At 40.0% G+C, this 26,078-nt stretch carries 24 protein-coding genes; all 24 read left to right on the forward strand.

Going from position 1 to position 26,078, the window contains the following annotated elements; genetic code table 11:
* A partial coding sequence (locus PLK24_RS00225) for a DnaJ C-terminal domain-containing protein (protein ID WP_324475655.1) occupies positions 1 to 976 on the forward strand: 976 nt, incomplete at its 5' end.
* Between the two features lie 36 nt (positions 977 to 1,012).
* Positions 1,013 to 1,363, forward strand: a complete 351-nt coding sequence (locus PLK24_RS00230) for a heat shock protein transcriptional repressor HspR (protein WP_324475656.1) — start codon at positions 1,013 to 1,015, stop codon at positions 1,361 to 1,363.
* The gene (locus PLK24_RS00235; RefSeq protein WP_324475657.1) at positions 1,360 to 3,771 is read left to right on the forward strand and encodes an ATP-dependent Clp protease ATP-binding subunit; all 2,412 of its coding nucleotides are present in this window, start codon (positions 1,360 to 1,362) and stop codon (positions 3,769 to 3,771) included. Before PLK24_RS00230 ends, PLK24_RS00235 begins: the two co-directional genes overlap by 4 nt.
* A gap of 553 nt (positions 3,772 to 4,324) precedes the next feature.
* Positions 4,325 to 4,828: an NADH-quinone oxidoreductase subunit NuoE family protein gene (locus PLK24_RS00240; protein WP_324475658.1), complete on the forward strand. Its 504-nt coding sequence runs from the start codon at positions 4,325 to 4,327 to the stop codon at positions 4,826 to 4,828.
* On the forward strand, positions 4,828 to 5,376 hold the full coding sequence (locus PLK24_RS00245) for an ATP-binding protein (protein WP_324475660.1): 549 nt from the start codon (positions 4,828 to 4,830) through the stop codon (positions 5,374 to 5,376). The genes PLK24_RS00240 and PLK24_RS00245 overlap by 1 nt, the downstream gene beginning before the upstream one ends.
* 4 nt (positions 5,377 to 5,380) lie before the next feature.
* A complete protein-coding gene (locus tag PLK24_RS00250) occupies positions 5,381 to 5,749 on the forward strand; it encodes a (2Fe-2S) ferredoxin domain-containing protein (protein WP_324475661.1) in 369 nt (122 codons plus the stop codon).
* A gap of 23 nt (positions 5,750 to 5,772) precedes the next feature.
* Positions 5,773 to 8,865 (forward strand): NADH-quinone oxidoreductase subunit NuoF, encoded by a 3,093-nt coding sequence (gene nuoF, locus PLK24_RS00255; RefSeq protein WP_324475662.1) that lies wholly within the window; start codon positions 5,773 to 5,775, stop codon positions 8,863 to 8,865.
* Positions 8,862 to 9,338, forward strand: coding sequence for an NADH-quinone oxidoreductase subunit NuoE (gene nuoE, locus PLK24_RS00260; RefSeq protein ID WP_324475663.1), 477 nt, complete (start codon positions 8,862 to 8,864; stop codon positions 9,336 to 9,338). The genes nuoF (PLK24_RS00255) and nuoE overlap by 4 nt, the downstream gene beginning before the upstream one ends.
* Before the next feature lie 21 nt (positions 9,339 to 9,359).
* On the forward strand, positions 9,360 to 11,000 hold the full coding sequence (nuoF, locus tag PLK24_RS00265) for an NADH-quinone oxidoreductase subunit NuoF (RefSeq protein ID WP_324475664.1): 1,641 nt from the start codon (positions 9,360 to 9,362) through the stop codon (positions 10,998 to 11,000).
* 22 nt (positions 11,001 to 11,022) lie between these two features.
* On the forward strand, positions 11,023 to 12,789 hold the full coding sequence (locus PLK24_RS00270; protein WP_324475665.1) for an NADH-dependent [FeFe] hydrogenase, group A6: 1,767 nt from the start codon (positions 11,023 to 11,025) through the stop codon (positions 12,787 to 12,789).
* Positions 12,790 to 12,941: 152 nt separating this feature from the next.
* Positions 12,942 to 13,370, forward strand: coding sequence for a RuvC family protein (locus PLK24_RS00275; RefSeq protein WP_324475666.1), 429 nt, complete (start codon positions 12,942 to 12,944; stop codon positions 13,368 to 13,370).
* Positions 13,354 to 13,914: an AmmeMemoRadiSam system protein A gene (gene amrA / locus PLK24_RS00280; RefSeq protein ID WP_324475667.1), complete on the forward strand. Its 561-nt coding sequence runs from the start codon at positions 13,354 to 13,356 to the stop codon at positions 13,912 to 13,914. The genes PLK24_RS00275 and amrA overlap by 17 nt, the downstream gene beginning before the upstream one ends.
* Positions 13,911 to 14,906, forward strand: coding sequence for an AmmeMemoRadiSam system radical SAM enzyme (gene amrS, locus PLK24_RS00285; RefSeq protein ID WP_324475668.1), 996 nt, complete (start codon positions 13,911 to 13,913; stop codon positions 14,904 to 14,906). The genes amrA and amrS overlap by 4 nt, the downstream gene beginning before the upstream one ends.
* A complete protein-coding gene (locus PLK24_RS00290; protein ID WP_324475670.1) occupies positions 14,903 to 15,892 on the forward strand; it encodes an FAD:protein FMN transferase in 990 nt (329 codons plus the stop codon). Before amrS ends, PLK24_RS00290 begins: the two co-directional genes overlap by 4 nt.
* Positions 15,889 to 16,710 (forward strand): rod shape-determining protein MreC, encoded by an 822-nt coding sequence (gene mreC / locus PLK24_RS00295; RefSeq protein ID WP_324475671.1) that lies wholly within the window; start codon positions 15,889 to 15,891, stop codon positions 16,708 to 16,710. Before PLK24_RS00290 ends, mreC begins: the two co-directional genes overlap by 4 nt.
* Complete coding sequence (locus PLK24_RS00300) at positions 16,697 to 17,191, forward strand: hypothetical protein (RefSeq protein ID WP_324475672.1); 495 nt, start codon at positions 16,697 to 16,699, stop codon at positions 17,189 to 17,191. The genes mreC and PLK24_RS00300 overlap by 14 nt, the downstream gene beginning before the upstream one ends.
* A complete protein-coding gene (gene mrdA, locus PLK24_RS00305; RefSeq protein WP_324475673.1) occupies positions 17,181 to 18,941 on the forward strand; it encodes a penicillin-binding protein 2 in 1,761 nt (586 codons plus the stop codon). Before PLK24_RS00300 ends, mrdA begins: the two co-directional genes overlap by 11 nt.
* Positions 18,928 to 20,004, forward strand: coding sequence for a rod shape-determining protein RodA (rodA, locus tag PLK24_RS00310; protein WP_324475675.1), 1,077 nt, complete (start codon positions 18,928 to 18,930; stop codon positions 20,002 to 20,004). The genes mrdA and rodA overlap by 14 nt, the downstream gene beginning before the upstream one ends.
* Positions 20,004 to 21,836 carry a TIGR03960 family B12-binding radical SAM protein gene (locus tag PLK24_RS00315; protein ID WP_324475676.1) on the forward strand — a complete coding sequence of 611 codons (1,833 nt, stop codon included), beginning with the start codon at positions 20,004 to 20,006 and terminating at the stop codon, positions 21,834 to 21,836. The genes rodA and PLK24_RS00315 overlap by 1 nt, the downstream gene beginning before the upstream one ends.
* On the forward strand, positions 21,833 to 22,432 hold the full coding sequence (locus tag PLK24_RS00320) for a TIGR03936 family radical SAM-associated protein (RefSeq protein ID WP_324475677.1): 600 nt from the start codon (positions 21,833 to 21,835) through the stop codon (positions 22,430 to 22,432). Before PLK24_RS00315 ends, PLK24_RS00320 begins: the two co-directional genes overlap by 4 nt.
* Positions 22,433 to 22,450: 18 nt before the next feature.
* Positions 22,451 to 23,932: an Rne/Rng family ribonuclease gene (locus PLK24_RS00325; protein ID WP_324475678.1), complete on the forward strand. Its 1,482-nt coding sequence runs from the start codon at positions 22,451 to 22,453 to the stop codon at positions 23,930 to 23,932.
* 145 nt (positions 23,933 to 24,077) lie between these two features.
* On the forward strand, positions 24,078 to 24,389 hold the full coding sequence (gene rplU, locus PLK24_RS00330) for a 50S ribosomal protein L21 (RefSeq protein WP_324475679.1): 312 nt from the start codon (positions 24,078 to 24,080) through the stop codon (positions 24,387 to 24,389).
* A gap of 23 nt (positions 24,390 to 24,412) precedes the next feature.
* The gene (gene rpmA / locus PLK24_RS00335) at positions 24,413 to 24,682 is read left to right on the forward strand and encodes a 50S ribosomal protein L27 (protein ID WP_324475680.1); all 270 of its coding nucleotides are present in this window, start codon (positions 24,413 to 24,415) and stop codon (positions 24,680 to 24,682) included.
* Positions 24,683 to 24,790: 108 nt separating this feature from the next.
* Positions 24,791 to 26,071: a GTPase ObgE gene (gene obgE / locus PLK24_RS00340; protein WP_324475681.1), complete on the forward strand. Its 1,281-nt coding sequence runs from the start codon at positions 24,791 to 24,793 to the stop codon at positions 26,069 to 26,071.
* Positions 26,072 to 26,078 lie beyond the last annotated feature (7 nt).

Genomic DNA, 26,078 nt, shown 5'->3' on the forward strand with positions numbered 1-26,078 from the left:
CTATCGTCGATTGGCTCGTAAGTATCATCCCGACCTCAATCCCGGAAACAAAGAATCCGAAAAACGCTTTAAAGAAATTAACGAAGCCTATGAAGTCCTGGGTGATCCAGAAAAGCGAAAAAGATACGATGAACTGGGATCGGCTTGGAATAGTTATGGGCAAAAAGATACTGAGCAATTTTGGAAAGATTACTATAACAAGTATGGATCGGGTGGAACCTCATACCAGCAAACCTATTCTACCAACTTTGAAGGAGGAGATTTTAGCGATTTTTTCCGAACATTTTTTGGTGATTTATTTGGAGGATCCAGTTCTCGAACCCATTCGACTCGTTTCCGATCTTCGAGGAAAAATGAATGGATAAACGGATATCCTCAGAAAGGTGAAGCAGAGCCTTCTTCCCATCCCATAGAAATTGATTTTATAGAGAGTGTTTTAGGAACGCGAAAGAATTTTCATCTTGAATTCGAAGAACCCTGTCCCCAATGTAGAGGCCAGAATCAAAACTGTACTACCTGTAATGGTCGAGGAATAGTCAGAAGAAAAAAAACCGTTGATGTAAGTATCCCCTCAGGAATTCAAGACGGAAGTAAATTAAGAGTACCTGGAGTGCTCAATGGGCGTGATTTATATTTAGTGGTTAAAATCCAACCCCATCCCTTTTTTAGGAGAGAAAAGCACGATATCCATCTTGACCTCCCATTAACTCTATACGAAGCTCTTTTGGGAACTGAAATTGAAGTGCCAACCGTTAATGGAAAAGTGAAAATGAAAATCCCTCCTGAAACCCAAAATGGAATGACTTTGCGGCTTCGAGGGCTGGGGATTAAGGATAGAAAAACTGGATCAGTAGGCGATCAATTGGTCAAAATTCGAGTTGTTTTGCCTACCCGTCTTGATGAAAAAGAAAGGAAATTATTTCAAGATTTATCGTCAATAAGGAAGGAAAATCCCCGATCTCATCTGTTCACATAAAGTCGATTAATAGGAATAGAGGAGGATGTATGTAAGATGGTAAAAAATAACCAAAAGGATGAATATTTCATAATCAGTGTGGTTGCTAAAATGACCAACCTGCATCCTCAAACTCTCCGGTATTATGAAAAAATGGGAATACTTAGACCTAATCGAAGTCAAGGAAATATCCGGTTGTATTCCTATCAAGATGTTGAAAGAGTGAGACAGATCAAAGCTCTAACTCAAGATATGGGAGTCAATTTAGCTGGAGTTGAAATAATCCTGAGATTAACTGAACAAATAGAAGCTATTCAAGGTCAATGGGAAAAAGAAAGAGAGAAAATGAGAAATCGAATCAAGGATTTAGAGGGAAGAATTTCGAAGGGTGGTGAGATTTTGTTATGAACTTTGAACAGTTTACCGAAAAAGCCAAAGAAGTCATTCATTTAGCTCAAAACATCTTATTAGAATATCATCACAATCAACTGGATGTAGAGCACATTCTTTTAGCTTTAGTTAAGCAGCCCGAGGGAATAACTGGCCAAATATTAGAACGTTGTCAAGTTTCTCCGGAAACCATTCAAAATGAATTGGAGACCTCTTTAGAAAAAAGACCCTCGGTTTATTTCCAAGCAAGCACTGAAGCTCAGATTTATATAACACCGCGAGCAAAATCGGTTTTAGACGGAGCGGTTGAAGAGGCCAAAAGGTTAAAAGATTCCTATGTTGGCGTGGAACATCTTTTAATTGCTGTGGTTAAAGAGGAAAGTGGTTTAAGCAATAAGATTTTAAAAAATTATAAAGTAGATGTTGAAAAAATATACCGAGCCCTACAAGAAATTCGAGGAAAAAGGAAAGTTGATGATCCTTATGCGGAGGGACGTTATATGGCCTTAGAAAAATATGGAAGAGATTTAACCCAATATGCTCAAGATGGGAAGCTAGACCCGGTAATCGGACGAGATAACGAAGTGAATAGAGTAATTCAAATATTAAGCCGACGGACCAAAAATAATCCAGTTCTTATTGGAGACCCTGGAGTAGGAAAAACAGCTATCGTAGAAGGTTTGGCACAAAAAATTGTCCAGGGGAATGTGCCAGAAAGTTTAAAAGGAAAACGTGTTATTATTCTTGATATGGGTTCTCTCTTGGCAGGTGCAAAGTTCCGAGGAGAATTTGAGGAACGTTTGAAAGCTGTTTTAGAGGAAGTTCAAAAGTCGGAAGGGAAAATAATTCTATTTATTGATGAACTGCACACCGTTGTGGGTGCTGGAGCAGCCGAAGGAGCCATTGATGCTGCGAACATCCTGAAACCTTTGTTAGCTCGAGGAGAGCTGCAAACAATAGGAGCTACTACTCTGGATGAGTATCGAAAATATATCGAGAAAGATGCAGCTTTGGAGAGGCGTTTTCAACCGGTTTTTGTAGGCGAGCCCAGTATTGAAGAAACCAAAAAAATCCTTCAAGGACTGAGGGATAAATATGAAGCCTACCATAAAGTGAAAATAGCAGATGATGCCCTTGATGCTGCGGCCGAATTATCGGCAAAATTTATTAACGATCGCTTCCTTCCTGATAAAGCAATTGATTTAATAGATGAAGCTGCTAGTAAAAAGCGTATTGATATCCAAAGTGTTCCACCAGAAATAAAGGATATGGAGCTTGAGCTGCAGAAAATGGCTCAAGAAGGGATGGCGGCAGTCCAGGCTCAAGAATACGAAAAAGCTGCTGCTTTGAGAGATCAAGCCGAAGCGCTTCGTCTTCGCTATCAAGAAACTCGGGATAAGTGGCTTCAAGAAAAACAAATGAGCGAGGTCGTTTCAGCTTCCGATATCGCTGAGGTGGTTTCTTCCTGGACTGGCATACCAACTACTCAACTGATGGAAAAGGAAAGAGAAAGGTTGCTTCGTATGGAAGAAGAGCTTCATCGGCGAGTAATTGGACAGGATGAAGCTCTTCATGCGGTTGCTGAAGCGATTCGACGATCCCGGGCGGGCATAACCGAAGGGAAAAGACCAATCGGCTCTTTTCTCTTTCTTGGACCTACCGGTGTTGGGAAAACTGAATTGGCAAAAGCTCTGGCGGAATTTATGTTCGGAAGCGATGATGCTTTGCTACGGATTGATATGTCAGAATATATGGAAAAACATACCGTATCCCGTTTAATTGGAGCACCTCCTGGTTATGTAGGATATGAAGAGGGTGGCCAACTGACCGAAATCGTGAGAAGACGCCCTTATCAAGTTATTCTTCTCGATGAAATAGAGAAAGCTCATCCCGATGTGTTTAATATCTTATTACAAATTTTGGATGACGGACGATTAACTGATGGACAAGGGAGAACGGTTGATTTTCGTAATACAGTTATTATTATGACTTCAAATTTAGGCAGCCAGGCATTCCGAAGTCTTTCCATTACTGAGTTAGCAGGATTTGAGAAATCGAAACAAGCAGTTCTTAAGGAAGTTGAAAGACATTTCAAGCCAGAATTTATTAATCGTATTGATGAAATCATTGTGTTCAAACCCTTAACAGAAGAACAAATTCATCAAATTGTTGACATAATGATGTCCTACCTTGAAAAACGGCTTCAGGAACAAGGGTTGAGTATTGTTTTGGATGACCAAGTGAAGGACTTTTTAGCAAAAAATGGATATGATCCTGATTATGGTGCTCGTCCGTTACGACGATTAATCCAGAGAAAAATAGAAAGTCCATTAGCCAGTGAATTAATCCGTTGTACTTTCCAACCCGGACAAACCATACAGGTGAAAATGGGTCCAGATCAACAAATTCAGTTTTCTTGTGAATAGCGATAGGATTGATCGATTTAATTGAAGTATTCAATTGGGGAGAGAGGTTCCCAAATAACTTTTCTGGGTATTTTTGTTTATTGCTGTGCTTAAAGATTAGACGTTCATGCCACTTAGTGGCAACAAAAAGAATAAAATCCATGAATGGGGCGCAATACATAGCGCCCCATTCCTTTTTTTAAATCTTGGGTAAGGGCTAGATTTATCTTGCCCGTGGATTTTCAGGATAGACCCTCATGCTGCCTAGTAGCACCAGATGAGGATGAAAATGAGTTGCCCCCTCACCTTCATCCTCTCCTACCAGGGGAGAGGAAAGAAAAGATAAAAGATGAGATCCTCACGCCCTCATAAAGCGAGGTCTCAGGATGACCGATTAAAGAATTCATTTGATGGTATTTTCAGGATAGAAAGTCAGGATTGAGGCATATTGAAATCCAAGATTAATTCTGATTTTAAGAGATAAAAGTTTACCTCGGTTTATTTGATAAAATTAAATAAAAGATTTATAATATTGTCCGAATGTTTCAGAATACCATACGAAGGAGGGTAACACGTGGCCCAAACTGAAGTACCAGAAAAAGCAAATGTTTTAGAAATATCTCCGGAGCAGCTGAGTGAACTGGAGCTAATCTTAGGTGATTATCAGGGAAAATCTGGTATGCTTATCCAGGCTCTTCATGCTGCCCAAAATCTTATTGGATATCTTCCTCCCCCAGTTTTAAGAATAGTAGCAAAAAAACTTGACTTACCACTGAGCGAAGTCTATGGAGTAGTTACTTTCTATCATTTTTTCTCCATGAAACCTCGGGGAAAGCACGTTATCCAGGTTTGTCTTGGAACTGCTTGCTACGTTCGAGGAGGGCAGGAAATTCTTACTCAACTTCAAAAGGAACTTTCTTTAGATATTGGAGAAATCACTGAAGATGGACTTTATTCCTTAGAAGTAATGAGATGTGCAGGAGCTTGTGGTTTGGCTCCGGTAGTTCGTATCGACAACGATGTTCATAAACGTGTCAATCCCTCTCAAATTACCAACATCCTTAAAAACTACCAATAATGAAAGAGTTAGCCTTGCATATCCTTGATATTATGGAAAATTCCATACGAGCCAATGCAAGCAAAATAAGCGTTTCTCTCGTTGAGGATAACCGCTTAAATCAGTTTATTCTCACTATTCAAGATAACGGGAAGGGAATGGATAAAGAGGTCCTCGCTCGAGTAAGAGATCCTTTCTTTACCGGTCAAAACAAAAAAGTGGGCATGGGTATTCCTCTTTTAGAACAACTGGCTTCGATGTGTGGTGGAAAACTTGATATCGTTTCCCAGCCTGGAAAAGGGACAACAATACAAGCTACCTTTCAAAGGAATCACATTGATCTTCCGCCTCTCGGCAATCTCCCTGAAACGCTTATGGTACTCTTTGCCTCTCATCCAGAAGTTGAAATCGAATATGAACATGTCAGGGATAATTGCCGCTGGTCTTTTAATACCAAAAGAATGTCTCAAGAGTTAGGTCTTCAGGGACCACAAGATATTTTTCCAGTTCTTCAAGGAATCAAAGAGTGGATACAATATCATGAAAACCAAATTCAGGAAGGAGTGTAGGGGGATGAAAATTACCAGTATTGAAGATTTAAAAAGGATTAAGGAAGAAGCTCAAAAAAATACTTTACTTCGGGAAGGCTCTGCTGATATAAAGATCGTGGTTTGCATGGGGACTTGTGGGATTGCTGCTGGTGCTCGTCAAGTGATGTCTTCACTTTTAGATGAAATTTCCAAAAGAAATTTAAAAAATGTCATTGTAACCCAAGCCGGGTGTATTGGTCTCTGTGACCGGGAACCCTTAATTAGCATAGAAAAAAGTGGAGAGAAAGTATTTTATGGGGATTTATCACCAGACAAAGCACGACAAATCATTTCTTCCCATGTGGTAAACGGTCAGATCGTTGGAGAATGGGTCGTACATACTGAACGATAGAACTCAATAGGAGGACAAACATTATGGCTGAGATGGAAAGAAGCCAGATATTGCTATGTGCTGGAGCGGCATGTGTTTCTTCAGGCGCATTGCTGGTCAAAGACGCACTTATCCGTGAAATCCAGAAAAATGGATTAGAAAATGAAGTTCGATTGGTGGAAACCGGGTGTGTTGGGCCCTGCAATATGGGTCCTTTAGCGATCATCTATCCAGAAGGAGTTTTTTATCAGAAGTTAGTTCCCGAAGATGCTCAGGAAATTGTTGAAGAACATCTTTTAAAAGGAAGAGTAGTCAACCGGCTTCTTTTCCAAGGGTCAGAAGATGAGCGAAAGAAGTTTATTGAAGAAATTGATTTTTTTAAAAAGCAAGTTAAGATTGCCTTGCGAAATTGTGGTTTTATCAATCCTCTAAATATCCAAGAATACATTGCTCGAGATGGTTATCTTGCTTTAGGGAAAGTTTTATCGTTCATGACGCCCGAGGAAGTTATCGAGATGATTAAAAAATCCGGACTTCGTGGGCGAGGAGGAGCTGGTTTCCCAACTGGATTGAAGTGGGAATTTACCAGAAAAAGCCAGGCTACCCCAAAATATGTTATTTGTAATGCTGATGAAGGCGATCCCGGAGCGTTTATGGATCGGAGTATTTTAGAAGGCGATCCTCATTCAGTTCTTGAAGCCATGGCAATTGCTGGATATTCAATTGGTGCGAATCAAGGCTACGTTTATGTACGTGCTGAATACCCGCTGGCAATTGAACGACTTTCCATTGCAATTGACCAAGCTCGGGAGTTAGGGCTCCTAGGAAAAAACATTATGAATAGTGGGTTCGACTTCGATGTTGAGATTCGCATTGGAGCTGGAGCCTTTGTTTGTGGAGAAGAAACCGCATTAATAGCGTCGGTTGAAGGCCGACGTGGGATGCCCAGACCCAAACCGCCCTTCCCGGCTCAAAGTGGTTTATGGAATAAACCGACGGTCATCAACAATGTTGAAACTTGGGCAAACATTCCATCGATTATAAATAATGGTCCGGAATGGTTTGCTTCCATCGGAACCGGAAATAGTAAAGGAACCAAAGTATTTGCTCTTGCCGGTGATATAAACAATACAGGATTAGTAGAGATCCCAATGGGAATGACTCTTGGTGAAATTGTTTATGATCTGGGAGGAGGAATACGCGACGGAAAAAAATTCAAAGCTGCCCAAATTGGTGGACCATCAGGTGGGTGTATTCCCAAAGAATTCCTGAATGTAAAAATTGATTATGACTCATTGAAAGAATTAGGAGCTATTATGGGTTCTGGTGGCTTGATTGTCATGGATGAAGACACCTGCATGGTGGACTTGGCTCGGTATTTTTTAGAGTTTGTCCAAGATGAATCTTGTGGTAAGTGCACTCCCTGTCGAATTGGGACCAAGCGGATGTTAGAAATTTTACAACGAATCACCGAAGGTCACGGTCGCGAGGGGGACATTGAACTGTTAGAAGAATTGGCAGTTCAAATTAAAAACACCGCACTCTGCGGCTTAGGGCAAACAGCTCCCAATCCGGTTTTAAGCACTCTGAAGTATTTCCGCGAAGAATATGAAATGCATATTCGTGAAAAACGTTGTACTGCCGTCGTTTGTCGTTCTCTATTCCAATCTCCCTGTCAACATACCTGTCCTTTGGAAATTGATATACCCGGATATATTTCATTAATTAAAGAGGGTGAATATGTTGAAGCCCTCCGGGTTATTCGTGAATCCAATCCTTTGCCTTCAGTTTGTGGAAGGGTTTGCCATCGACCTTGTGAAGCGAAATGTCGACGGGGTCAACTTGATGAACCGGCAGCGATTGATGATTTAAAACGATTTGTCGCCGATTATGCCATGAAGAATCATATCATGTTACCGGTCATAATGGACCGTAAACGAGATGAAACCGTTGCAATTGTTGGCTCAGGACCAGCTGGTTTAGCCTGTGCCTATTATTTGGCGAGGAAAGGATATACGGTTACTATCTATGAATCCTTACCGGTGGCGGGAGGAATGTTAGCTGCCGGTATTCCAGCCTATCGTCTGCCCCGAGAACCGCTCAACTGGGATATCGATCAAATTCGAGCCATGGGTGTTAAAATCCATTTAAATACAGCCATTGGCAAAGACATTTCATTGAAAGAATTACAGGAAAAGTTTGATGCTGTCTTTTTGGGAATTGGAGCATGGAAAAGCGCCCCTTTGGGAATCCCTGGAGAGCAGTTTGATGGAGTCGTCCCCGCCCTCGACCTCTTAAAAACCATCAATTTAGGAGGAACGATTGAAGTTCCTAAAAATGTGGTGGTCTTGGGTGGTGGAAATGCTGCCATGGATGCCGCTCGAACTCTTTTGAGACTGGGTTCTGAGCGAGTAAATATTGTTTATCGAAGAACTCATTCGGAGATGCCGGCTATCCCAGAAGAAATCGAAGATGCCGAGAAAGAAGGAATTATTTTCCATTACCTTATGGCTCCATTAGAAATAGTTGGAGATGAAAATGGAAAGGTCAAGGCGATTAAGTTACAGCGTATGCGTTTGGGTGAATTTGATCGAAGCGGCCGAAAAAGACCGACACCGATCGAAGGTGCCGAAATGATAATCGAATGTGATATGGTTATTCCAGCCGTGGGTCAAATGCCCGAAGTTGATAAGCTTGGTGATGGTTTACAATCCGACCGATGGGGAAATGTTACCGTCGATCATTATTCTCTTTCAACATCTCGTCCTGGTGTTTTTGCTGGAGGCGATATGATCGGAGCCGAAGCAACTGTTGTCAATGCTATGGCTTATGGAAAAAAAGCTGCTTATAGTATCCATCAATATCTCCGAGAGTTAAAAGGCGACGAAGAAGAAGAATATATTGCCGAACCGGAAAGAATGCGGGTTTTAGAAGAACCACCGGTTCTTCAAGAAATAAAGAGGGTTTATATATCTGAATTACCTGTGAAGGAACGAATCTGTAACTTTGCTGAAGTGAAGCTATGTATGAGTGAAGCTGATGCCAAACGAGAAGCAGAAAGATGCTTACGGTGTGACTTAGAAAAGAAGATGAAAAAGCTTCATCAACTAGTTGCTGTGGAGGAGGAAGAACAATGATCGAACCAGTAGGTGCTGAGTTGGTCTATTCCAAGGTTGATGAAATCATCGATCGATATAAAGAGGAAAAGACCCCATTGATGGCTATACTTGAGGATATTTCTCAGGTTTATGGTTATCTCCCTAAGGATATTCTTGAACGAGTATCCCATAAGACAGGTATCCCTTCTAGTAAAATTTACGGAGTGGCTACTTTTTATTCTTTTTTTGAAACCAAACCAGTAGGGAAGTATGTCATTCGAATCTGCAAAAATGCCCCCTGCCATGTTTTGGGCGCCACCGATGTTTTAGAAACCGTAACGAGGGAATTAGGAGTAAAAGAAGGTGAAACCACCAAAGATGGTTTATTTACCCTTGAAGTTACCAGTTGTCTTGGAGTTTGTGGGGTCGCACCAGCTATGATGATTAATGATGTTACCTATGGAAACTTAAATACCGAACGTATTCGAGAAATATTTGCTCTTTACCGATGATCGAGAGGAGGGATTTTATCTATGCTTTTTCGTTCACACGTATTGGTTGAAATGACGAGTAGTTCGGTCGTGCTGGGCGCTGCTCAGATCCGAGAAAAATTTGAGAAGGAAATTGAACGGCTTGGTCTTTCTCAAGAAATCCGGATTCTTGACACCGGATCATTTGGAGCAGGTCTCCCTTCTCCTTTTGTGGTTATTTTTCCGGATAATGTTGTGTATGCTCCGATAAAACTTGATCAAGTCAAAATAATTGTCGAAGAGCATCTTCTCAAGGGTCGACCAGTCAAAGACTTTATGTATTCAGGTCGTACTGAAACCACTCCACAGGATTTTCGGCCTCTTTCTCCTTTAGCACAGGAGAAGCGGGTGGTTTTGAGGAATAGTGGTTATATCGATCCAACCAACATTGATGATTATATTGCACGGGACGGATATATGGCTTTAGGCAAAGTGTTATCGGGAACCCCTGAAGAAGCTATTCAAATAGTAAAGAATTCTGGATTGCTTGGAAGGGGTGGCGCTGGCTATCCAACCGGATTAAAGTGGGAATATACTCAAAAAGCCCAAGGAGATGAAAAGTATATCGTTTGTAATGCCGATGAGGGGGAACCGGGGACCTTTAAGGATCGTTTGATTCTTGAGGGAGATCCACATTCTATCTTAGAAGCGATGGCTATCGCCGGGTTTGCAGTAGGGGCTCACCAAGGGTATATTTATGTCCGCGGCGAATACCCGGAAAGCATCCGTCATTTGGAAATAGCCATTTCCCAGGCCTTGGATTATGGCCTCTTGGGTGACAACTTACTCAATTCGGGATTTTCTTTCCGAATTGACATTCGAAAGGGAGCAGGAGCCTATATATGTGGTGAAGAAACTGCGCTTTTGGAATCGATGGAAGGTGGTCGAGGAGAACCTCGAATCAAACCACCCTATCCTCCTCAAAAGGGTTTATGGGGAAAGCCAACGGTTATCAATAATGTTGAGACTTTTGCCAATATTCCCCCAATTTTTCTTAATGGACCAGAATGGTTTAAAAATATTGGGACACCAACCTGTCCAGGAACCAAGGTGTTTACTTTAACCGGGAATGTGATTAATCTGGGGCTTATTGAGGTTCCCATGGGAACCACCCTTCGAGAATTAGTCTATCAAGCAGGTGGGGGAATCAAAAACGGCCGTGAGCTTAAATTAATTCAAACCGGAGGTCCTTCTGGTGGGACGATGACTCCCGACTTGCTCGATGTTCCTATGGCTTTTGATACTCTTCCCCGTTATCAATCGGCGCTTGGCTCTGGTGCATTGACTGTAATTGATGATACCCATTGTATAGTCGATGTCGTTAAAAATTTCTGTGAGTTTTTTCTTCATGAATCCTGTGGGAAATGCACCCCCTGCCGAATTGGTAATAAAAGAATCGTTGAGATTTTAGAACGGATTTCATCAGGGAAGGGTATTGAAGAAGATTTGGAAAAACTAACATTTTTAGGTGAGCACATCAAACGAACATCCTTCTGTGGTTTGGGCCAAGCGGCACCAAACCCACTCCTTCGGTGTTTGGATTATTTCCGTGAGGAATTTGAGTCTCATGTCATTGAAAAACGGTGTCCGTTTAATGTTTGCCCAATGGAAAGTCCAAAAAAAATAAAATCATTGAAGGTCTGATTAAGAGAAAGGAGAGAAGAGAATGGCAAAAGTCATACAAAATAGAAGTGAAAAAGAATCTCCCGAAAAGCTGGTAACGATATTCATTGATGGAAGAGAATGTCAGGTCCCGGAAAATTTATCTCTTTTAGAAGCCTGCCGAATGGAAGGGTATCATATTCCAACCCTCTGTTACATGGATGGTCTTACCCCCTGGGGTGGATGCCGAATCTGTGTGGTTGAGGTAGAAGGCCAACCTAATCTGGTTGCTTCTTGTGTCACACCAATTCGGGAAGGAATGAAAGTTCTTACAGCTTCGAAGAAAGTTCGAGAAGCCCGCAGAGCCAATTTAGAGCTCATTTTGTCGAACCATCCTTTAGATTGCCAGCTTTGTGATCGAAACCAATCCTGTGATCTACAGAGCCTCTGTTATGAATTTGGTATCCGAGAGATTCGTTTTCAGGGAGAAAGGAAAACTCATCCTATTGATAACAGTAGTCCTTCGGTAAAGAGAGACCTTGATCGATGTATACTTTGTGGGCGATGCATTCGGACCTGTGCTGAGGTTCAAAGCGTTTATGCTATTGATTTTGCCGATCGTGGGTTCAATTCCTATGTCAGTCCTTCACTAGGACTTCCTCTGGGTGAAAGTGTCTGTATCAACTGCGGTCAATGTGTTTTAGCCTGTCCAACCGGTGCTCTTTCAGAAGTGAGTCATGTTGAAATGGTATGGGAAGCCTTAGATGATCCAGAAAAATATGTTATTCTTCAGACTGCCCCAGCGGTTCGAGTGAGTATTGGTGAACCATTTGGGATACCCATAGGGAGTATCTCCACCGGGAAAATGGTAGCCGGCTTTCGTCGCTTAGGTTTTGATGCAGTATTTGATACCAATTTTGCTGCAGATTTGACCATTCTTGAAGAAGGAACTGAATTTATTAACCGGGTTAAAAAAGGTGGGAAATTGCCTCTTCTAACTTCTTGCAGTCCGGGCTGGATAAAATTTATGGAACATTTTTATCCTGAACTCATGGAGAATGTGTCAACTTGCAAATCACCTCAGCAAATGTTTGGAGCTCTGGCGAAGACCTATTATGCCCAAAAAATGGGTATCGATCCTATGAACGTTGTGGTAGTCTCGATAATGCCCTGTACGGCGAAGAAATATGAGTGTCAACGTGATGAAATGAAAGCTAGTGGGTATCAGGATGTTGATTATTCTCTTACTACCCGAGAAGCAGCCCGAATGCTCAAAGAAAAGGGCATTGATCTCAAAGAAATGCCTGAGGAAGACTTTGATCCAGCCCTGGGTATTTCAACTGGTGCAGCCGCAGTCTTTGGAGCTACCGGGGGGGTTATGGAAGCTGCTCTTCGAACCGTGTACGAAGTTTTAACCGGAGAAACTTTAGCACGACTTGATTTCACCGATGTACGAGGAATTGAAGGAGTTAAGGAAGCAACCATCAACGTTGGTGGATTGGAAGTGAATGTTGCGGTTGCCCATGGATTAGGGAATGCCAGAATCTTGATGGACCAGATCCGACAAGGAGGCTCCAAGTATCATTTTATTGAGATAATGGCTTGTCCTGGTGGCTGTATTGGTGGAGGCGGTCAACCTATCCCAACTGATCTGGAGATTCGTATGAAGAGAATAGAAGCTATTTATGAGGTCGACCGGCACTTTCCCATTCGGAAATCTCATGATAATCCAGCTATCAAGAAACTATATGAAGAATTTCTTGGCGAGCCGAATAGTGAGAAGTCGCATCATCTCTTACATACCCATTACACTTGTCGGGAAAAAATGTAATGAGTTGGATTTTTCCAACGATTAAAAATTCTTAATTAATTCATTCCGTTCCCCTTAACTGTGTAAAAGGGGAACGGAATGTGTACTGCTTTGCCTTAATCCTTCCCAATCTCCCTTGTATCGAAATTAAATCTCGAGTACAATGATTTTCTATGGAAAAGGTTATTTTATCAATTGATCCAGGAACCGAAAAATGCGGAATTGCGCTTTTAGATCGAAAAGGAGGGGTGATTCATCAGGCAATCCTTCCGGTTGATGAGTTAGAGCCCTCAATAAATAAAATATCCAAAGCATATTGGCCTATAAAAGTTATCATCGGGAACAGTACTGGCCGCAAGAGAGTAGTACAATTAATGAAAAAAATGAAAATAGATTATGTAATTATTGAAGAAAAACACAGTACTTTAGAAGCACGAAAACTTTATTTTAAAATGAATCCACCTCGGGGGTTAAAAAAGCTTTTGCCAAAAGGTTTTTTGGTTCCTTCAGTAGCCATTGATGATTGGTCGGCAGTTATTATCGGCCATCGCTATCTTTCTCATTTTAAATCGGACGGTGACAACCATGATGTTACCCAATGAACTTGGTTCTATTTTAACCAATTTAGCAAGAAGGGCTATTGAATATTTTTTAGTCCACCGAACGTATCTTCCGGTACCCAGGGATCTCTTCCGGGAATTATATGAACAAAAAGCAGGAGTTTTTATTTGTCTCAAAATTCATGGGCAACTTCGAGGGTGTATCGGAACCTTTCATCCCCAGCATGATCATTTAATCGCTGAAATTATTTATAATGCCGTTAGTGCGGCTGTTGAGGATCCCCGCTTTCCCCCGGTTACTCTTAAAGACCTCCCCGACATTCATATTACCGTTGATATTCTGACTCCTCCTGAATCAATCGACTCTCCGGATCAGCTTGATCCAAAGAGATATGGAGTTATCGTTCAAAGGGGCTGGCGAAGAGGTCTTTTACTCCCTGACATTGAAGGAGTCGATTCTATTCAGGAACAAATCCGTATTGCTCGCGCCAAAGCTGGGATTAAACCAAATGAGCCAGTTGAGCTTTTTCGGTTCCGAGTTGAACGATACAGTGAATTAGAAAATTATGAGGAAAATCACCGATGATTGAAGCTCAATATTGGACAGCCGAGACGGACCAGAGAGTAAGATGTTTTCTTTGTCCTCATCAATGTCGGATTAACCCAGGAAGGCGTGGACTTTGTCAAATACGAGAAAATAGAGCCGGAGTTTTGTACGCTTTAACCTATAACCGGATTTCAGTTGTCCATATGGATCCAATTGAAAAGAAACCTTTGTATCATTTTTTTCCTGGGAAGGAAATTCTTTCAGTTGGAAGTGTGGGTTGTAATTTAAAATGTCAATTTTGTCAAAATTGGGAGATCTCGCAAACTGGTTTTGTAGACAATCTCAAACAGACCGATTCCCAAAAAATAGTTTCAATCGCTCAATCTCAAGGATCGATAGGAATTGCCTATACTTACAATGAACCTTTTATCTGGTGGGAATTTGTAAGAGAAACCAGTGAAAAAGCAAAAAAGGTTCAATTGAAGAATGTCTTGGTGACCAATGGATACGTCAATTCGCAACCACTCCTGGAACTCCTTCCTTATATCGATGCGATGAACATTGATTTAAAGGCGATGGACGATGATTTTTATCGAAGTTACTGTGGAGGTTCATTAACGCCGGTTTTAGAAACAATTGAACTGAGTTATCAAAAAAAAGTACATATTGAAATCACCAATCTTTTAGTAACCGGTCTTAACCACACCCCAGAACATCTTCACCGTTTGGTTGATTTTGTTGCCTCAATCAGTCCTGATATTCCTCTTCATTTCTCTCGATATTTTCCAGCCCATCGAATGGAGACCCCGGCAACTGATCCTGAAGTACTACTTGAAGCCTATAAAATTGCTCGAGGAAAATTACACTTTGTTTATTTAGGGAATTATTACGGAACTGAAGGTCAAACCTCTTATTGTTCACAATGTGGAAAACCCTTAATCACCCGTACAGGTTACCGGACTTCTCTTGGTTATTTAGAGAATGCTCATTGTCAGGTTTGTGGAACTCCCTTTCCTTTGGTAGATGAATGAAACGTTCTCAATTATTATTGATATTCCTTTTTGGATTGGCAGGAGTTTTTATAATATGGGCAGCAATCAGGCCCAATCCATTACAACATTTTATTTATGAAGGCTTTGATACTTGGATTGAAATCGACCTTCCATCCCGACATCAGAGCTTATCACAAAATATTGCAGCTATTATCCAAGAGTTGGATGAAAAATGGGATCGATTTGATCAAAGGAGCGAAGTTTGGAAAATAAACCAAAACCAAGAGCCAATAGAGATCGGTAACTCAACCTGCGACTTGATATTACGTGCTCAAGAGCTGCAAAATTTAACTGAAGGTTTTTTTAATATTTTTCTTGGATCGTTGATGGAAGAGTGGAGTTTTAACAATAATCCTCGACTTCCTTCTCCCGATCGGATTCAAGTTCTAACTGAGCAAGTTGCTAGTTCTACTATTTTCATCAATAAAGAAACAAAAAGTGCTCAACGAATTGGGCAAGGAAAGATAGATTTAGGAGGGATAGCCAAGGGATACCTGGTGGATATAATTATAATAGAATTGGAAAAAAAGCAAGTATCCCCAGCGCTGGTAAATGCGGGAGGTACAGTATTTGCTTTGGGAAAAAAATTCCGAGTAGGTATTTTACATCCTCGACAAGAGTCATTGGTTGGAGTTATCGAGGTAAAAGACCAGGCGGTATCTACATCAGGTGATTATTATCGTTTTTTTGAACAAGAGGGTATTCGTTACTATCATATCATTAATCCCTATACCGGATACTCCTCGGGTTATTTTTCCAGCGTAACAGTGGTTTATCCTAATGCTGCCGATGCTGATGCCATCTCAACCGCAGTTATGGCAGGAGGACCTAAGCTCATACCAATTGTGGAAAGACGATTTCCAGGTGTGGCCATTATTGCTATACAATCCGATGAAAAGTTAATTATGAATAATGCTGCATTAAAAATATTTCAAAAAGATTCGACGGATAAAATCCATCCATGAAAAAAAAGATATTGTTTATTCTCATCATTGCAATTGTTTCTTTTCAACTGGTGGTTTTTTCTATTCAAAAACATGAAGTATCTGGTTGGTTAGGAAACTTACGATGGGCTACCGTTCCCTTTCATCGTGGATGGCTTGTCGTACAGAATGGGTTGGACCAAGTAGTTTCCAATTTTACATCAAAAAGAATTTTACTAGAAGAAAATAAAAGTCTTCAAAAAGAAGTTGGCCGACTTCAGAACGAACTGACTATTTTAACTGAACAAATCCGTGAGTTAGAAATGAAATTTACGGCTGGAGCTATTGAAAAGCAAATACCTTTTGATGTAGTACCCTCATTAGTAATTGGTCGGGATCCTTATGATTGGTTTGGAAAACTGATCATAGATAAAGGAACCAATGACGAGATAATTCCTGATTTGACGGTGGTTACCTATCAGGGTTTGGTGGGGAGGGTGGAACAAACCTATCCCAATTATTCAATTGTTCGTCTGATTTTAAGTTCTGAAATAGCAACTGGTGCAATCCTTCAAAGGACCAGGGATTTAGGAGTAGTGGAAGGGAATGGAAGAGGGCTATGCGTTATGCGTTATGTTTATCGAGCTTCCCAGGTTCAAGTTGGAGATTTGGCAATAACATCTGGTTTAGGGACTAGTACACCCCGGGGCATAGTTATTGGCAAAGTGTTGGATATCAAAGAATCTGAAGGAAGCCTTTTTAAGGAAGTCATTGTACAACCGGAGTGTGATTTTTCTCTCTTAGATCAGGTTTTTATTATTCGTCCGCCTGGGACTGGTGATAGTGATGACGTTCAGTAAATTGGTGCTCGTCATTTTAGTTTTTTTTTCAATAATTTTTTTTAAAAATAATGTATTGACCCAATATTGGCCAATATTGGGTCAACTCTCCTTTTTACCTTTCATGATTTGGGCGGTTTGTGTTTCAGAGAAAAGATGGTATTTCGCACTAATTTCCTGCCTTTTGGTTGCATTTCTGTTGGAATTTTTTTCTTTTTCTATCTTTAGTTTTCATATTTTATTAAGCATTGGCCTTTTTTTATTGGCACAGACTTGGATTTCCTTTTTCTCGATTACCAGTGGATCGCTTTTAGGATTTTGTCTGACAGCATCTGGCGTTGAAATATTCTTCATTATAGTCTTACAATATTTTACCCGAAGCGTTCAACACTCTTGGTTGTTTTCGGTCGAGCTGTTGGCTCTTTCTTTTTTCTTAAACCTCCTTGTGCTTTCTGCCTGGTTATATTACTTCCCACCCGAGAGGTTAAATAATGTGGAATGAAAAACCAAAGATAGTTATTAACCATAGAATAGAATTGTTTACTTGGATTTTGTTTGGAATATTTGTCTTTCTTTTTTTTAATTTGTGGTATTTGAGTGTATTGCAATCCGGCCTCTATCAGGAAAAATCTGAGCGTAACCGGATTCGAATGATCCCGCTCCAAGCGCCTCGAGGAATAATAACCGATCGATATGGTCAGATCCTCGCTCAAGATGTACCGAGGTTTGCAGCTGTTTTATTACCTGGAAGCGCTGATCCAGAAAAAAGCCGTCAGATATTGGAAAAAACTATCAAAAGAAAGATTGAAGAACCGCTCCGTGACCGGTATTCGGGAGAAATCATTCTTGCTTCCCAGATGAGTATCGAGGAGGTTGCTATGGTTGAAGAAACCAGGAAAGAGCTCCCTGGTGTGATGATTGAAGCTTATCCCAAGAGAATTTATCCCCCCGGTGAAGATATCGCCCATATTGTTGGATATGTGGGGAAAATAAACAGCGAGGAACTAAAAAGATTTGGCCAGACCAATTATAATAATGAAGATGTTGTTGGAAAAAGTGGAATTGAGCTTAATTATGAAGAATTTCTCAGGGGTCAAAAGGGATATCGAAAAATTGAGGTTGACGCCTTGGGGAGAATAGTACGAATTTTAGATACCAGCTTTCCACGATTTCGGCATACCTTAACTCTTACTTTAGATTTGGAATTGCAAAGGTATTGCAATGAGCTCTTAGCTGGAAAGAGTGGTGTGATTATAGTTGGGGATCCGACTAATGGAGAATTATTAGCAATGGCAAATCAACCCTCTTTTGAACCTAACCTATTGATTGACGGGGTAAGCCAGGATGAATGGAATGAATTAATTGAAAATCCTCAAAATCCCTTGACAACAAGATCTCTTCAAGCCCTTTATCCACCTGGTTCAATATTTAAATTAATAGTTGGTTTAGCTGCCCAGGAAGCCAATATCGTTTCAAAAGAAAGAACAATTTTTTGCCCCGGGTACTATGAATACAGTAATCGGAGGTATCCTTGTTGGAGAAAAGCTGGGCATGGAAGATTGAATTACGAGGATGCTCTTGCTCAATCCTGTAATGTTACATTTTACACCTTAGGTTTGGAACTCGGTCAAGATAGAATAATTGATATGGCAAGGCGCTTAGGTTTTGAAGAGGATACTGGGATTGATTTACCGGGGGAGAATCATGGCTTTTTACCTACCTCTCGCTGGAAGAGACAGAAAATCGGAGAACCTTGGTATCCAGGAGATACCATAAATCTTTCTATCGGACAAGGGTATCTTTTAGTCACTCCTTTTGAAATTTTCCAAAGTGTTGTTGCAATTTCCAACCGAGGGGTGGTATATACTCCTCATTTTTTAAAAGTCGTCCAAAACGATAAGAGAGAAGTTATCGAACGAACACTACCAAAAGTAAAAAATCGAATAGAGTTGAAGCCAGATATCTGGGAAAGACTGATTCGAGGAATGACCAAGGTGGTCGTTGAGGGAACCGGTAGAGCCTGTCGGGATTTGCCAATCCCAATAGCCGGGAAAACTGGAACCGCCCAAAATCCTCATGGTAACGATCATTCTTGGTTTGCTGGCTTTTTCCCCATTGATAATCCCCGTTACGTTTTTGTGGTTTTAGTTGAAAACGGTGGAGATGGAAGCGGAGAAGCAGCTCATCGAAGTAAGGATTTAATACAATGGATCTATGATCACCGGGAGAATACACTTAATGAAAACGGTTAAAATGTTTCCCATCATTATTCTTTCTCTCAATATAGTTGGTCTTTTGGCAGTTTATAGTACCGATCCCCTTCGTGGTGAAGCTGTCTTTATTCAGACCTTTTTTGGAAGACAACTGATGTGGAGTCTATTGGGCTGGTTAGTTTTTTGGGGAATTAGTCGTATTCATTACCATTGGTTTATCAAGTTGGAATGGATGATTTATTTAATTATAATTCTCTCTTTAATAGTAGTTTTGTTTTTTGGAAGTGGAGATGATGTAGGAACTCGACGTTGGATATTATTTCGTTCCGTTCAACCTTCAGAGTTTTCTAAAGTTGGAATGGCGGTTTTTTTAGCAGCGTTTTTGAGTGCTCAACCTGAAGACTATGGAAGCTGGCAACTTCTTCTAAAAACATCGTTTTTATCAATTATCCCAACTGGTTTGATATTCCTTGAACCGGATTTGGGGACAGCTTTGGTCATAATAGTTCTTTGGTTTTCGGCGTTATTTTTTTGTGGCTTTCAATGGAAAAAAATTTTGGCGGTTTTTGCTGGTTTAGTAGGTTTAATTCCATTTTTTTGGTTGGTTTTACACGACTATCAAAGAAAGCGGTTACTTTCTTTTTTTGCTCCTCAATCTGATCCCCTGGGAACCGGTTATAATGTTCTGCAATCGAAAATTACTATTGGAGCAGGGAGTTTTTTTGGAAAGGGTTGGCTTTCGGGAACCCAATCCCAACTCCGGTTCCTTCCCGCTCATTATACCGATTTTATTTTTGCTTCTTGGTGTGAACAATGGGGCTTTGTTGGGGGTGTGATTATCCTTGCTCTATTTTTCTGGCTTATTTGGTCAATTTTCCGGATTGGGATAGAAACACCTGATTTAGAGGGTAAGATACTTACTACTCTCTTTGGTTCAATGTTTGTATTTCAAGTGATGATTAATGTTGGAATGAATATGGGTGTTATGCCGGTTACCGGTATTCCCTTGCCGTTTATTAGTTATGGAGGGAGTTCGCTGTTTATCAATATGATAGCCATGGGGATGGTATGGAATATTGCCCAGTCGGGAGGAAACGAATAGTGGTAGAAAAAATACCAGATCAAGAGAATTTTTTTAAAAACGAATTGCTCAAGATTACCAAACCAGCACGTTATATAGGAGAAGAATGGAATATACTTGTAAAAAATCCTTCCCAAACGACCTGCTCAGTTGTGCTTGGGTTTCCCGATATCTATGAAATAGGAATGTCTCACTTAGGGCTAAAAATTCTTTATCAGATATTAAACGACCTTCCCGGGGTTCGTGCTGAACGAGCTTTTGTCCCTTGGCCAGATTTAGGAAAACTCATGAAAGAAAAGAGCATCCCGCTTTTTAGCTTAGAGAACAAAATCCCCATCCGATCTTTTGACATAGTGGGGCTTAGCCTGCAAACCGAGATGAATTTTACCAATATCCTTTATTTTCTCGATTTATCTCAAATCCCTTTTCGAAGTTCGGAAAGGGAAGATGACTTTCCTATTATCATTGGTGGTGGAGCATCAACCTGTAATCCAGAGCCCATCAGTGATTTTTTTGATGCTTTTTTGATTGGTGAAGGGGAAGAGGCTTTTGTAGAAATCATCCAAATTGTTTCGGCTATGAAAGGTCAAAGAAAAGGTGATATTTTATCCGAATTAGCAAAAGTTGTGGGAGTTTATATACCAAGTTTTTATCAGGTTGGTTATTCAAAAAATGGCATTGTTTCAAAAATTCAAACCATGAATAAAAGGGCATTTCCTCAGATTCAGAGAAGATGGCTTAAAGATTTAGATAATGCTCTCTATCCAGAGGCAATACCAGTTCCATATATAAGCATCGTTCATGATCGAATTCCCCTGGAAATTTCACGGGGTTGCACCCGAGGTTGTCGTTTTTGTCAAGCGGGCATGATCTATCGACCTCACCGAGAACGATCTCCGGAAAACATAGTTCATCTCGCAGAAAAATTGGTGGCTTCAACCGGTTACGAAGAAATATCTCTTCTTTCTTTAAGTAGCACGGATCATTCTCGGATCGAAGAAATCATCTCCAATCTCTCTCGACGATTTGAAGCAAAAAATGTTAATATTTCACTTCCTTCCATACGGATGGATACTTTCTCGGTCCAAATTGCTCAGAATTTAAAACGAGTTCGGAAAAGTGGTCTCACTTTTGCTCCTGAAGCAGGTACCGATCGTCTTCGCCGGATAATCAATAAAGGATTAACCGATCAGGAAATATTTTCAACTTTAGAAAAAGTCTTTGAAGGTGGTTGGGATGATGTTAAACTTTACTTTATGTTTGGACTTCCTGATGAAAAAGAATCGGACCTGATCGGAATTTCCCAGTTGGTGAACGAAGGTCTTCAAATCGGAAAAAAAATTCGTGGTAAAAGAGTGAGCATCCATTTAAACCTTTCCGCTTTTGTGCCAAAACCACATACTCCTTTTCAATGGATGGGTCAGAATAGTCTGGAAGAATTTGAAGAAAAAATCCAGAGAATAAAGGCTGGTTTTTCCAGGGATCGTCGCTTGATCCGTATGAATTGGTCGGACTTTAAGGAAAGCACCCTCGAAGCAGTATTATCTCGCGGTGATCGGAGGCTATCAAGAGTGATCGAAAAAGCCTACCATTTAGGTCAAATTATGGATGGTTGGCGGGAATTCTTTTCTTTTGAAAGATGGAAACTAGCCTTTGAAGAAGTAGGTTTGGATTATCACTTTTATTCAGAAAGATGGCGAGACCCAAAAGAAATTCTTCCCTGGGATCATATCTCCTCAGGAGTGAAGAAGGAATATTTATTAAAAGAGTTGGAAAAATCTCGCCGCCAAGAGGTTACACCCAGATGTATTCATTTTCAGGAATGTATGAGTTGTGGGGTTTGTTCATCATGAATTTTACCGATCGTTATCGTTATCGTTGTCGACATCTCAAATTAGTGCCTTTTCATCTTCTTTCCCAGTTAGATCTTACTCGATTTTGGGATCGAGTCTTACGAAGGGCGGGGCTTCCGATAGTTTTTTCTCAAGGTTTTAATCCTCGTCCTTTGTTATCATTTGGGCCGGCCACTGTTACTGGTGTTATAAGCTGGACCGAATATCTTGATATGACCTTTTATGAATTTATAGAACCTGAACAACTCAAAAACATTCTTAATTCACAAGTACTGGAAGAAATGAGAGTTGTTGAAGTCAACTCAATCCCTCTCGACTTTCCCAGCATCATGAAATCGCTGATTAGCGTTCAATATGCCTTTATTTTTAAAGATGAGGGTAATATTGGCAATCACCAGGTATTATTCTCCATAGAAGATATTGAAGAATTAGAAAGAAAAAAAATGGAAAAACAAGAATGTATGATATCATTCTTGTTTAAGAAAAAAAACATTCTATTGAATCCTTATAAATCATTAGAATTTATGCCGAAAGAATCAGGTTTTAATCGAGAAAATTTAGTGGAAATAATCAAGCAAAATTATTATTGGTTTTAATTAGCGGAGGGTTAAACATTGAAAAAAGATATCGTCATAGATATGTCTGAAGCCGAAGTTCGTGCTGCGCTTTTGGAAAATGGACAAGTAGTAGAATTTTTCTTTGAAAGAGCAGCCGAAAAACGATTAGCAGGAAATATTTTTAAAGGGATCGTAGAAAATGTTCTACCCGGTATACAATCGGCTTTTGTTAATACTGGTTTTGATAAAAATGCTTTTTTGTTTATTGGAGATATCCTGTTGGATGAGAAAGGGAAAATAAAGAGCATAGATCAACTCCTTCAAACCGGAAAGGAAATTGTTGTTCAGGTAGCCAAGGAACCAATGGGAACTAAAGGGGCTCGAGTGACGACCAAAATTTCTTTACCAGGGAGATATGTGGTTTTAATGCCCGGAATGAATAATATGGGTATTTCCCATCGAATTTCTTCTTCAGAAGAACGAGATAAGCTGAAGAAATTAATTGAAAAAATTCGACCAGCCAACATGGGAGTCATAGTGAGAACAGTTGCTGAGGGTAAAAGTAATGAAGAAATAAAAGAAGACATCGAATCACTGCTTCGTTTATGGAACCGAATTATGAAAAAAGCCGAACTCATTTCAGCTCCAGCGGTTCTCTATGAAGAAGCAAGCCTAATTTATACGCTAATACGAGATGTTGTTGATGATAATTTAGGTGAAATTTGGATTAATTCCTATTTTGGTTTTCAGAAATTAAAAGATTTTATTGAATCAATGATTCCTCGTTTCGTCGACCGTATTCATTTTTTTGATAGTAAAGAAAACATTTTCGATCATTTTAATTTAAATCGGGAATTAGAAAAAGCCTTAAGCCGGAAAGTTTGGCTCAAAAGCGGAGGGTATCTGGTTTTTGACCGAACTGAAGCAATGACAGTGATTGATGTCAATACCGGAAAATATATTGGAAAGAAAGATCTCCAAGAAACTATTTTAAAAACCAATTTAGAAGCGGCGGAAGAAATTGCCCGGCAAGTACGACTCCGAGATATCGGGGGGATAATTTTAATTGATTTTATTGACATGGGGAAGAAAGAACATCAAAAAATGGTTATGAATGTTTTTGAGCAATTTTTGTCTCACGACCGAACCCGTTCCAGTTTGGTTCAGATGAGCGAACTGGGTTTGGTGGAAATGACTCGAAAAAGAGTTAGAAAAAACCTGGATGCCATTCTTTGCCAACCATGTAATTGTTGTCAAGGTGAAGGGAGAGTTCTTTCGATGGAGACTATCGCTATTAATTTTTTAAGGCGGGTTGAAGAAATTTGTCGCCATTCTCAATCAACGACCATTGGTTTTACTGTAGGACAAGAGCTGGGGGATTATTTAAAAAATAATGGAAAAATATTTTTAAATAATTTAAAAAAGGTATACAGTAAAGAATTAGTATGGAAAATCGATCCAAATTTATCTCTACGTCGTTATTCGATTGTTGGAGTTGGTGAAGACGGGATTCGAGAATCTATCGATAAAATAGAATAATCATTGTTAGTCCCGTTTGACAAAATCCTTCAATCTTGATACAGTCTTAACCGTTAAAAAGCAGGGCTAAAACCAAGAATATAATTGTAATAAAGGAATAAATAATCTGAATAAAAGTATGACTTTGGAATGGAGGAGATTTGTAATGTTCGCTCTTATTGAAGCCAGTGGAAAACAATATCCAGTTCAAGAAGGTTCGGTCATTCAACTGGATAGTTATCAAGGAAATTTAAAAGATGAAGTGGTTTTTGAACGAGTTTTATTTATTCGTAATCAGGACCAAGTTGTTGTCGGTCGCCCCTATGTGGAGGGTGCCAAAGTTAAAGGTATCGTGTTAAGAAATGGGAAATCCAAAAAAGTTGTGGTTTTTAAATATAAACCGAAGGTGAAATACCGACGTTTAACTGGTCATCGTCAACCAATGACTTTAATAAAAATTCAATCAATTGAATCCTAATCCTTGAGGAGGCTTTAATAACCATGGCACATAAGAAAGCAGGCGGAAGCGGGAAAAATGGACGCGATAGTAACGCTCAAAGGCTTGGTGTAAAAAAATTTAGTGGTCAGTATGTTTTGGCTGGCAACATCCTTATTCGACAGCGAGGAACAAAGATCAAACCAGGGATAAATGTGGGGACAGCCAAGGATTATACTCTTTTTGCCCTTCAAAGTGGATATGTTGTTTATCAAGAGAAAGCTGGGAGGAAATATGTCTCGATTCTCCCTGAGATGCCTTCTCTGGATTCATAATTAGTATCAGTTTATTAAAATAAGAAACTCTCCTTTTTATTATCCAACTCATTTTTTTATTCAGCCTTGGAGAATCGAATGATTGATTCAGTAATTTGGGGTGTTTAATTGTTTGTTGATCAGGTCATATTAAAAGTTCGTGCTGGTCGTGGTGGTGATGGTGCGATCAGTTTTTTAAGAGAAAAATATGTCCCTCGAGGTGGGCCAGCAGGTGGGAATGGCGGAAAGGGAGGGAACGTAATTGCTATTGCATTATCTCAGAAAAAAACTTTATATGATGTTGCTATTCAGAAAGTCTACGAAGCATCAAATGGTGAACCAGGTAAAGGGAAAAATCAATTTGGAAAAGATGGAGCTGACGTGGTTTTAGTAGTACCGGTTGGCACTCAAATTATTGATCAAAAAGATAATCAAATCATAGCTGATTTAACTGAAGATAAGCAAGAAGTCATAATAGCCCGAGGTGGGCGAGGAGGACGAGGGAATAGTTCATTTGCAACATCGACCAATCAAGCTCCCCGCATTGCCGAAAAAGGAGAATTGGGTGAAGCGAGAGAGATTCGCTTAGAACTTAAATTAATTGCTGATGTAGGCATTAGTGGTTTTCCTAATGCTGGAAAATCAACACTGCTCTCAGTAGTAAGCGCTGCAAAACCTCGAATTGCTGATTATCCATTTACTACTCTTCATCCGAATTTAGGTGTTGTGAATCATCATGACCAGCAGTTTATTATGGTCGATGTTCCGGGCATTATTGAAGGTGCCAGCCGTGGTGCTGGTTTGGGTTTAGAATTCTTACGACACATAGAAAGGACACGTTTGATCCTCCATTGTGTGGATTTATCCCAATTCTATTCTGAGAACAATCCCTATGACGATTTTTTGACTCTTCGTCGGGAATTTGAAGCTTATAGCTCTTCTTTGGCAGCCAAACCTTTTTTTGTAGTGGCCACCAAGCTTGACCTTATCAAAGCTGCTCAAAATTTTAATGAATTTAAATCAACTCTTGAGCAGCAGGGTATTCCGGTTTTTGGGGTTTCTTCTCTTACCAAGGAAGGAATGAATCAACTACTCGATGCGATTATCGAATTTTTAAAAAATGCCCCTGAAATTTTTACCAAAGAAATTCTTTCTCAATCCAAAAATACCCCATTGAGTCCTATTCGATCCCGTCATTATCGATTTTCAACGCCTTTTCTTGATCGTTTAATTGCGGAGATCGATTGGAATTCCGATAATGCTCTTTCGATTTTTAACCAAAAGTTGGTTCATTTTGACTTTCTAAAATATTTTTCTGCCATTCAACCCGGATCAATAGTTGAAATAGAAAATTTGAATTTTATCTGGACTGGAAAACGCCTTGAAGCCCATAAAACCACTTCCAAATGATTATTTT

It is taken from the genome of Atribacter sp. (assembly GCF_035418125.1).
GTDB lineage: Bacteria > Atribacterota > Atribacteria > Atribacterales > Atribacteraceae > Atribacter > Atribacter allofermentans.